The sequence below is a fragment of the Acidobacteriota bacterium genome (assembly GCA_034211275.1).
Taxonomy (GTDB): domain Bacteria; phylum Acidobacteriota; class Thermoanaerobaculia; order Multivoradales; family JAHZIX01; genus JAGQSE01.
In genome coordinates this window covers 1-9,450 of record JAXHTF010000244.1, presented here as the reverse complement: position 1 = coordinate 9,450, position 9,450 = coordinate 1, and the positions used below count along the sequence as shown (strand labels likewise).

Genomic DNA, 9,450 nt, shown 5'->3' with positions numbered 1-9,450 from the left:
CAGCCCTACGGCACGGTGCTGCTGTGGGTGGTCTCCGCTTCGGCGGTGCTGGCCGCCGCCGTGGCCCTCGCAGCGCCCCTCTTCGCCGGCTTCGATCCGGGACTGCCGCCGGTGCTGCGGGTGTACTCCCTGTGGTTGATTCTCGACGGGCTGGCGGTGGTGCCCCGGGTGTATTTCGAGCGCCAGCTCTCGGTAGGCCGCCTGGTGAAACCGGAGATCCTCCGCGGGCTGTGCTTCGCCGCCGTCTCCATCGCCCTCGCCATCGCGGATTTCGGCGTCTGGAGCTTCGTCGCCGGCGAGCTCGTCGCCGCCGCCCTTTTCGCCGCCCTGGTGTGGCGCCGGGCCTGGGGGGCCATGCCGCTGAAGGTCGAGCCGGGGATCCTCCTCGACCTCTTCCGCAAGAGCCGCTACCTCTTCCTCATCGCCCTGGCGGCGGTCTCCCTACCCCACCTGGCAGTGCTCATCCTCGGCGCCTTCGGTCAATCCCAGGTGGTGGCCTACTTCAACAAAGCGCGTCTATGGGCCTACCGGCTGCAGATTCTGGTGCTGCCGGCGGTGGCGCGGGTGCTCTACCCTGCCCTGGTGGAGTATCAATACGAGCCTCGCCGCTTCGCTGGCGCCTTCCGCTTGGGCACTCTGTCGATCCTCGCCATGGAGACCCTGGCGGCGTATTTCCTCTTCTTCAACGCCGAGGTGGTGCTGGTGGGAGTACTGCTAGGGGACGGCTGGGAAGGAGCGGTGCCGCTGATCCAGATCCTCTGCTTCGCGCCGCTGATGGATCCCTTCAGCCGCCTCGGCGGCGAGGTGCTGAAGGTGCGCCAGGAGGATCGCGCCTGGCTGATCATCGTGGTCGCCAACTTCCTCAGCCTGGTCGCCTTCGGCCTCGCCTTCACCGCCTGGATGGGGGCCGAGGGCATGGCCTGGGCCAACTACCTGCTGCTGGGCAATCTGATCATGACCTGGCGCATCTGGCGCGCTCTGGGACCGGCGTTCTGGCAGCTGGTGCGGGACCTGGTCTTCCTCTACCTGGTGCCTCTGCCCTTCTTCCTGGTGGTGGCGATGTTGCTGCCGGCGGATAGCTGGGGGCGCTTCGGCGCCTCCATCCCGGCGGCGGCGGCGGCCGGCGGCGTCTATCTCTGGCGCTTCTACCATCCCTTCCGCAGCTTCTTCGCCCCAGAGGATGCCCCGGAAGAGAAGCCCGAGCAGCTCCGGGAGGAGGAACCCGAGGGACCGCCGGAGGTTGCCCCGTGAAGGATCCCGCCGCCGCGATCCCCGGAGCCCCCATCCGAGTAGCCCCCATTCAGGTGGCAGCGGTGATGCCCGGGGTGGGCGTCTTCCGCCGCGGCGCCGAGGCCTTTGTGGTGGATCTCTGTGCCGCCCTCGACGCCCGCCCGGACTTCCAGGTCACCCTCTTCTGCCGCGGCCCGGCGCCGGTACCCCATCGGCGCATCCGGGCCCTGCCCCGGGACCGCCGCTGGCTGGAGACGCTCTACGGTGCCACCCGGCTGGGCCGCAAGATCCTCGACACCTTCTATTTGGATCCCCTCAACTTGGAGTGGGCCAGCGCTTCCTTGAGCGCCTTTCCCAGCCTCTGGCGTGGCGGCTACGACGTGGTGATCATGGAGGGGGGGCTGGTGGGGGCCTGGCTGTGCCGGCTGCTGCGGCGGCTCAAGGGGATTCCCTTCGTCGACATCGCCCACGGCAACAGCCCGCGCTGGGAAGGAGCCTTCGCCCGTCAGCATCCGGATCGGGTGGTGTGCTTCACCGACGCCGCGGCGGCGATGATCCGGGAGCGGGCGCCCCGGGCCGCGATCCAGGTGATTCCCCACGGCGTCGATCTCCAGCTCTTCCAACCGGGGGTTCCCCCGGCGCCGGCGGTGGCAGAGCTGGGGCTCTCGCGGCCCATCGTCCTGGCTGCGGGCGCGGTGGACGAGCACAAACGCTTTCACCTCGCCGCCGAGGCGGTGGCGCGGCTTTCCCAACCCCACGAGCATGCCAGCCTGGTGGTGTTGGGGGACGGACCGGCAGCGTCGGAGCTGGACCGCCACGCGAGGGCCCTGCTGGGCGAGGGTCGATATCACCGAACGAGCGTCCCCCGAGAGGAGATGCCCGCCTGGTACGCCGCCGCCGACGCCTTCACCCTCCCCTCCCTCACCGAGGCCTTCGGGCTGGTCTATCTGGAGGCCATGGCCTGCGGCATTCCCTGCGTCGCCACCGACGACGCCGTGCGCCGCTCGGTGCTGGGGAACGTTGGGGAGGTGTGCCCGGTGGAGGATTCGGACCGCTACGCCCGGGCCCTGGAAGGGGTTCTGGCAGAGGATTGGGGGCAGCGCCCCCGGCGGCGGGCGGAGGAATTCTCCTTCGCCACCACCGCCGGCGCCTACGCGGCGCTGTTGGAGGAGCTAGCCCGAGGTAGGGAATCCGGCGGGAGGGCCGCGCAGCCATGAGCCGCCCTTTCCCCATTCCCGTCTTCATGTATCACCACGTGGAGCCCCTGCCCCTCGAGCCCGAGCCCCTCCACGGCGACAGCTATGTGCCCCGCAAACGCTTCGCCGAGCATCTGGACCGTCTCCGGGAGTGGGGCTACGCCACCCTCACCTTGGGGGATGCGGTGGAGCGCTGGAGCACCGGCGCTGAGCTGCCTCGTCGGCCGGTGGTGCTGACCTTCGACGACGGATGCCGCTGCTTCGCCGAGCACGCCTGGCCCGAGCTGCAGAGCCGCGGCATGACCGCCACCCTCTTCGCCGTCGCCGGCCAGCTGGGGGGCACCAACGCCTGGGATCTGGAGACGGAAGACCCCGCGGAGCGGGAGCGGAGGGAGGATCTGCTGGACGCCGAGGCCTTCGCCGCCCTCGCCCGGGAAGGAGTGGAAGTGGCCTGCCACGGGCACGATCACATCGACCTGCGGGGCGCATCCGCCCACCGGCTGGACCACGAGCTGACCGCGGCCAAGGAGCGGCTGGAGGAAATCACCGGCCGGCGGGTCACGAGCTTTTGCTACCCCTACGGCCATCTCGACGAGGCGGCGGCGGCAGCGGTCCGCGACGCCGGCTACCGCGCTGCCGTAGGAATTCGGGAAGGGACCCACCGAGACCGGCTGCTGGCCCTGCCGCGCTTCGTCATCCGCCCCGGCGACAGCGATTTCGAGCTGCGCCTGAAGGCCACCGGCGCCTATCGTTGGTGGCGCCGTCTGCCTCGCCTCGGATTGCTCGCCACCCTCCGGCGGTGGACGAGCCGGGAGAACCGGCGTGAAACCTGAGCAGCCCAGCGCAGACGACTCTCCCGAGGGCTTCGACTCCCCGCAAGCCTCCCCCGAAGCACCCCCTGAAGCGATCACTGAAGCGACAGCCACCGCCGCCGTCCCGACGGTGCGCCGGCGGGGCCCCCTGGCGGCCATCCTCGAAGCGCTGCGGGGCACCGACGAAGACTACACCGAGGGCAGCCTGAGCCGCGCCATCACCCTGCTGGCCATCCCCATGGTGCTGGAGATGGTGATGGAGTCGATCTTCGCCGTCGCCGACATCTTCTTCGTCGGCCGCCTGGGGGCGGAGGCGGTGGCCACCGTCGGCCTCACCGAGTCCCTGCTGACGGTGATCTATTCGTTGGCGGTGGGCCTGAGCATGCCCGCCGCCGCCATGGTCGCCCGCCGCATCGGCGAGAAGCGCCCCGAGGAGGCGGCGGTGGCGGCGGTCCAGGGGTGGTTCGTGGCCCTGGTGGCGGCGCTGGGGCTGGGGCTACCGGGGGCGATCTACGCGCCGGACCTGCTGCGGCTGATGGGAGCCTCCGACGCGGTGCTGGCCCAGGGCACGATGTACACCCGCATCATGCTGGGCTCCAACGCCGTCATCTTTCTCCTCTTCCTCAACAACGCCGTCTTCCGCGGCGCCGGCGACGCCACCAGCGCCATGCGCGCCCTGTGGCTGGCCAACGCCATCAACCTGGTCCTGGACCCGTGCCTGATCTTCGGCTTGGGCCCCTTCCCGGAGCTCGGCCTCACCGGCGCCGCCATCGCCACCGCCACCGGCCGCGGCATCGGCGTCCTCTACCAGCTGCGGGTCCTGCACCGGGGCGTCGGCCGGGTGCGCATCACTGCCGCCCAGCTGCGCTGGCAGGGGGACGTCATGCTGCGCCTGCTGCGCCTCTCCATCGGCGGCATCGGCCAGTACCTGGTGGCCACCGCCAGCTGGATCGCCCTGGTGCGCATCACCGCCACCTTCGGCAGCGCCGCCCTCGCCGGTTACACCATCGGGCTGCGGCTGATCGTCTTCGCCCTGCTCCCCTCCTGGGGTCTGGGCAATGCCGCCGCCACCCTGGTGGGCCAATGCCTGGGCGCCGGCAAACCGGATCGGGCGGCCCGGGCGGTGTGGGTCAGCGGCCTCTACAACATGGTCTTCCTGGGCCTGGTGTCGGTGGCCTTCATCGCCTTCCCGCGCCCCCTCATCGCCCTCTTCACCGACCAGCCGGAGGTTCTGGACATCGGCGCTTCCTGCCTGCGCATCGTCGCCTACGGCTACCTTTTCTACGCCTGGGAAATGGTCCTGGTGCAGAGCTTCAACGGCGCCGGCGACACCACCACCCCCACCTACATCAACCTCTTCTCGTTCTGGATCTGCCAGATCCCCATGGCCTACGCACTGGCCCACTACACCCCCATGGGGGTCGACGGGGTCTTCGCCGCCGTCGCCGTCAGCTACTCCATCGCCGCCGTCATCGCCCTGGTGCTCTTCCGCCGCGGCACTTGGAAGACGCGAGTGGTCTGAAACGGGCCGAGATTCGCCCCCCCGAGAGTCTCGAAAAGGTCGATCTTCCGTGAAAAGCGCGACTTTTTTGCTCGTAACCTCGCTGTCACACGAGAAACGGGCTTCCTCGATGCTGTATTTCACCCACCCAGCCGCCGAGGCGCCCACATTGTTGGCACCGCGCCGGCGGAGCCCGTGCCCAGGCCCCTGAGCCGGAGGCCGCTACCGCCCATATCGTTGGCACCGATCCCCAAAACACCCCCTGGGGCCGCGCTTTCCGCTACCCGGCCTCCTCTTCAGGGCTCCATGAAGGCATTTAAAAGCCCTCGGCGAAGTGACTGCAAGTGCCTCTCATAGAGCAGCTTGCAATCTTTTCTTAAGACCGTAAGCCGCGTATTCCGAAAGACTTGCTCCCATCTCCGAAGTAGTAGACTTGGCATGATCTTCGCTCATTCCACACCTAGCTAACCCGAAGCCGCCGGCGATCCCGGCGGCGCCGAAGAGATGGAGGACAGTCCTAGGTCAGGAGCGGCGAAGGTCGATTAGACTTGTGGATTGTCGACACTTGTTATTGCCAGGAGGTATTGAGGCCATGGATGTCGTTAAGATTCGAGCCCGCGTCAAAGAGATCATTTCCAACATCACCAGCATCCCTGTCGAGGAGATCGCCGACGATGCTTCGTTCCGCGAAGATCTGGACCTCGACTCCCTCTCGTTGATGGAAGTCGGGGTGGACGTCGACTACGAGTTCAAGCTGGGGCTGCCGGAAGAACGGATGCAGGAGCTTCAGACGGTGCAGGACACCGTCAACCTGGTGGTCAGCCAGCAGCAGAAGACCGCGGTCGAGGCCTGAGGCTATGACGCCAAACCCCGACACCAGCGTTGTCGTCACCGGCATCGGCTGGGTGACGCCCCTGGGGAGCGGCCGGGACGAGGTCTGGTCCCGGCTGCTGGAGGGCCGCACCGGCACCGGGCCGGTGCGCTCCTTCGACACCAGCGGCTACAACGTGCATCAGGGCGGGGAGGTCCCGGACTTCGAGCCCCGGCACCACATCCGCCGCACGCCCATCGGAGAAACCGGTCGCGCCTCCCTGATGGCGGCGTCAGCGGCCCGCCAGGCCCTCGCCGACGCCGGGCTGACGGAGGACGAGCTGGACCTCCCCCGCACCGGCGTGGTGATGGGCACCACCTCCGGCGAGCCCCAGGAGGTCGAGCGCTTCAACGACCGCCACGTCGCCGGTGAGCTGGACCAGGTGGGACGGGAGTTCATGGACCGCTATCCCTGCCACGTCATCGCTGGCCACGTCGCTGGCGAGCTAGGGCTCGGGGGCTTCAACATGATGATCCCGGCCGCCTGTGCCGCCGGCAACTACGCTGTAGCCCAAGCGGTGGACGTGCTGCGCAGCGGTCGTGCGGAGCGCATGCTCGCTGGCGGCGCCGACTCGTTCTCGCGCATCACCTTCACCGGCTTCGCGCGCCTGGGGGCCATCGCACCGGAGCGCTGCCAGCCCTTCGACCGCGAGCGCCGGGGAATGATCCCCGGCGAGGGCGCGGCGGTGCTGGTGCTGGAGCCGCTGGAAACCGCCCGCCGCCGGGGCGCCCGCATCTACGCCGAGGTGGCGGGCTATGGCCTGTCCTGCGACGCCCACCACATGACCGCCGCCCACCCCGAGGGCGCCGGCGCCGCCCGCGCCATGGAACGAGCCCTGGCCGCCAGCGGCACGGCACCGGAGGAGGTCAGCTACATCAGCGCCCACGGCACCGGCACCCCCACTAACGACCGCCTGGAGAGCAAGGCGGTGCATCGCCTCTTCGGCGACCACGCCCGGCGCATTCCCATGAGCTCCATCAAGTCGATGCTCGGTCACACCATGGGCGCCGCCTCCGCCATCGAGGCGGCGGTGTGCAGTCTGGCGGTCCACACGGGGCAGATTCCCCCCACCGCCAACTTCGAGAACCCGGATCCGGAATGCGACGTCGACTGCGTGCCCAATGAAGGTCGCGAGCTGCCGGTGCGGGTGGCGATGAACAATGCCTACGCCTTCGGCGGCAACAACGCCTCGGTGATCTTCCGGCAGGTGCCGTCATGAGCCGGCCGGACACCGTGGTGATCACCGGTCTGGGAGTGGTCTGCCCCCTCGGGGACTCGCCCCAGCGGGTCTTCGACGCGCTGCTGCGGGGGGACACCGGTCTCGGCCCGGTGGAGCTCTTCGAGCCCGAGGGTCTGCCGCCGCTGCGGGTCGGCGAGGTACGGGATTTCGATCCTTCCTTCTACCTCGGCAAAGGCAATCTGCGGCCCCTCGACCGCACCGCCCGGCTGGCGGCGGCGGCGGCGGCTTTGGCGCTGGAACATTCCGGCTGGACGCCCGAGCTGCGGGAGGAGCACGACGTCGGGCTGGTGTTGGGCACCATGTTCGGCTCGGTGCACACCATCTCCGCCTTCGACCGCCGTGCCCTCACCGCCGGCCCCCAATACGCCAAACCCATGGACTTCGCCAACAGCGTGATCAACGCCGCCGCCGGCCAGACCGCCATCTGGCACGGCCTGCGGGGAGTCAACTCCACCATTTCCGGCGGCTCCGCCTCGGGGCTCCAGGCCCTGGCCTACGCCGGCGACCTGGTGCGTTCCGGCCGCTCCGAGGCGATCCTCGCCGGCGGCGCGGAAGAACTCTGCCACGAATCGGTGCTGGGCTTTTTGCGCACCGGCCAGGCGTGCCCGGGGGCCGGCGACGAGGCCTGCCCGACGCCCTTCCACCGCCGCCGCAACGGCTTCACCCTCGGCGAGGGTGCCGCCCTGGTGATGCTCGAACGGGCGGATCACGCCGCCCGGCGCGGAGCCCCCGCCCTCGCCGCCATCACCGGTGCGGGCAATTGCTACGACCCGTCCCGGGGGCGCGACCCGGAACGCTCCGCCGATGCCCTGGCCCGGGCCATTGCCCTGGCGCTGCAGGAAGCCGGCCTGGCACCGGACCAGATCGACGCCGTCAGCTCCTCCGCCAACGGCAGCCCCGGTGGGGACCGCCAGGAAGCGCTGGGGCTGAAGGCCTGCTTCAACGGCACCCGACCGCCGGTGATGGCCCCCAAGGCGGCCCTGGGCGAGCCCCTGGGCGCCGGCGGTGCCCTCCAGGCTCTGGCCCTGATTTCCGCCCTGGCCAGCGGCCGCCTGCCGGCGGTGCGCGGTCTCGACGAGCCGGACACCGAGCTGCCGGTGCGGCTGCCGGCGGCGGACGGCGAGAGCCTGCCCCCGAGCACCAGCGGCGTGCGCCGCGGTCTGGTCACTTCCCTGGGACTGGACGGCAACGCCTGCGCGGTGGTGCTGGAGGTTCCCGCCACGGAAGGATGAAACGACAGGAGTGAGCCGGTGCATCTCACACCCTATCTCCATGTCTCAGTGTCTTTTGACCCAGTGCCCTTGAATTACTCTTTTCGCCTGCCCTGAATTCTTCGCCGTGGGCCCGCTGAAGCGGCGCCCCAGGAGGTTGTTTTGAGCCACTCCATTCCCCCCTCGGATTCGTCCCCGATGCCTTCATCCCAGGGAGCTTCCTCGGTAGACGCCGCGGCCTTCGCCCCCGGCGGCGGCTTCGACCGCCCCGACGTGCTGATTCTCGGCGGCGGCCTCGCCGGCCTCACCCTCGCCCGCCAGCTCCTCCTCGGAGGTGGCCTCAAGGTACTAATGGTCGACCGCAAGGAGGAGCTCCCAGGGCCCCGCCAAAAGGTCGGCGAGTCCAGCGTGCAGCTAGCCGGTCATTATTTCTCGAAGGTTCTGGACCTCGAAGAGCATCTGCTCCACGACCACTTCATGAAGTACAACCTGCGTTTTTACTGGCCCGCGCCGGGGCGCTCCGGTACCGGCTTCGAAGACTACAGCCAGAGCTACATCCGCCACATCTCCAACGTCCCCTCCTACCAGCTGGACCGCAACCGGCTGGAAGAGCATCTGCTGGAGCTCAACTCCCAGGATCGCCTCTTCCGTCATGCCCTGGGGATCCGCAAGCCGGAGGTGGAGCTGGTTCAGCCGGAGACCGGGGACTCCCAGGAGCACCAGGCCGAGGCCCAGCGGCATCGGGTGCGCTTCACCCTCGACGGCACCGAGCACGAGGTGCGCCCCCGCTGGGTGGTGGACGCCACCGGCCGCAATCGCTCCCTGGCGCGCCAGATGGAGCTCACCGATCCCGGACGCATCCGTCATGGCACCTTCTTCCTGTGGGTCGACGGCCTGGTGGACATTGAGCGCCTCACCGCCCGCTCCCGGGAGCAGGTGCGACGCAGCCCGGACCGCCGCCACGTGGGGCATATGCCCCTGTGGATGGCCACCAACCACTTCATGGGCGACGGGCTGTGGCTGTGGGTCATCCCCCTGCGCGGCAAGACCAGCATCGGCCTGGTCTACGACCGCGCCACCTTCGACTACAAGGAGGTCGCCGGGCCGGACAAGCTCATCGAATGGATCTGCCGCGAATTCCCCTGCTTCGGCCACGACCTGCCCCGGCGGGAGGTCCTGGACTGGGGCGGCTTCAAGGATTTCGCCCACGACTCCAAGGCCACCATCAGCTCGGACCGCTGGGCGGTGAGCGGCGTCGCCGGGCGCTTCTCCGACCCTCTCTACAAACTAAATATTTCTTCCCCAGAAAGCCAAATCGAGAAATTGCCGAACGTTTCAACGTACCAAAAGACAGTCTAATTTTTTGCTACACCGGCAACGTTCATGCCG

At 69.0% G+C, this 9,450-nt stretch carries 8 protein-coding genes; all 8 read left to right on the top strand.

Annotated features, from left to right (window positions below):
- A partial coding sequence (locus tag SX243_23555) for an oligosaccharide flippase family protein (GenBank protein MDY7095962.1) occupies positions 1–1,251 on the top strand: 1,251 nt, incomplete at its 5' end.
- Positions 1,248–2,447 (top strand): glycosyltransferase, encoded by a 1,200-nt coding sequence (locus SX243_23550; protein MDY7095961.1) that lies wholly within the window; start codon positions 1,248–1,250, stop codon positions 2,445–2,447. The genes SX243_23555 and SX243_23550, both read left to right, overlap by 4 nt.
- Positions 2,444–3,259 (top strand): polysaccharide deacetylase family protein, encoded by an 816-nt coding sequence (locus SX243_23545; protein MDY7095960.1) that lies wholly within the window; start codon positions 2,444–2,446, stop codon positions 3,257–3,259. The genes SX243_23550 and SX243_23545 overlap by 4 nt, the downstream gene beginning before the upstream one ends.
- Complete coding sequence (locus tag SX243_23540) at positions 3,249–4,760, top strand: MATE family efflux transporter (GenBank protein ID MDY7095959.1); 1,512 nt, start codon at positions 3,249–3,251, stop codon at positions 4,758–4,760. The genes SX243_23545 and SX243_23540 overlap by 11 nt, the downstream gene beginning before the upstream one ends.
- Positions 4,761–5,331: 571 nt before the next feature.
- Positions 5,332–5,592: an acyl carrier protein gene (locus SX243_23535; GenBank protein MDY7095958.1), complete on the top strand. Its 261-nt coding sequence runs from the start codon at positions 5,332–5,334 to the stop codon at positions 5,590–5,592.
- A gap of 4 nt (positions 5,593–5,596) precedes the next feature.
- Positions 5,597–6,829, top strand: coding sequence for a beta-ketoacyl-[acyl-carrier-protein] synthase family protein (locus tag SX243_23530; GenBank protein ID MDY7095957.1), 1,233 nt, complete (start codon positions 5,597–5,599; stop codon positions 6,827–6,829).
- The gene (locus SX243_23525; GenBank protein ID MDY7095956.1) at positions 6,826–8,082 is read left to right on the top strand and encodes a beta-ketoacyl synthase N-terminal-like domain-containing protein; all 1,257 of its coding nucleotides are present in this window, start codon (positions 6,826–6,828) and stop codon (positions 8,080–8,082) included. The genes SX243_23530 and SX243_23525 overlap by 4 nt, the downstream gene beginning before the upstream one ends.
- 177 nt (positions 8,083–8,259) lie before the next feature.
- Positions 8,260–9,420: a hypothetical protein gene (locus SX243_23520; protein MDY7095955.1), complete on the top strand. Its 1,161-nt coding sequence runs from the start codon at positions 8,260–8,262 to the stop codon at positions 9,418–9,420.
- Positions 9,421–9,450: the final 30 nt, after the last annotated feature.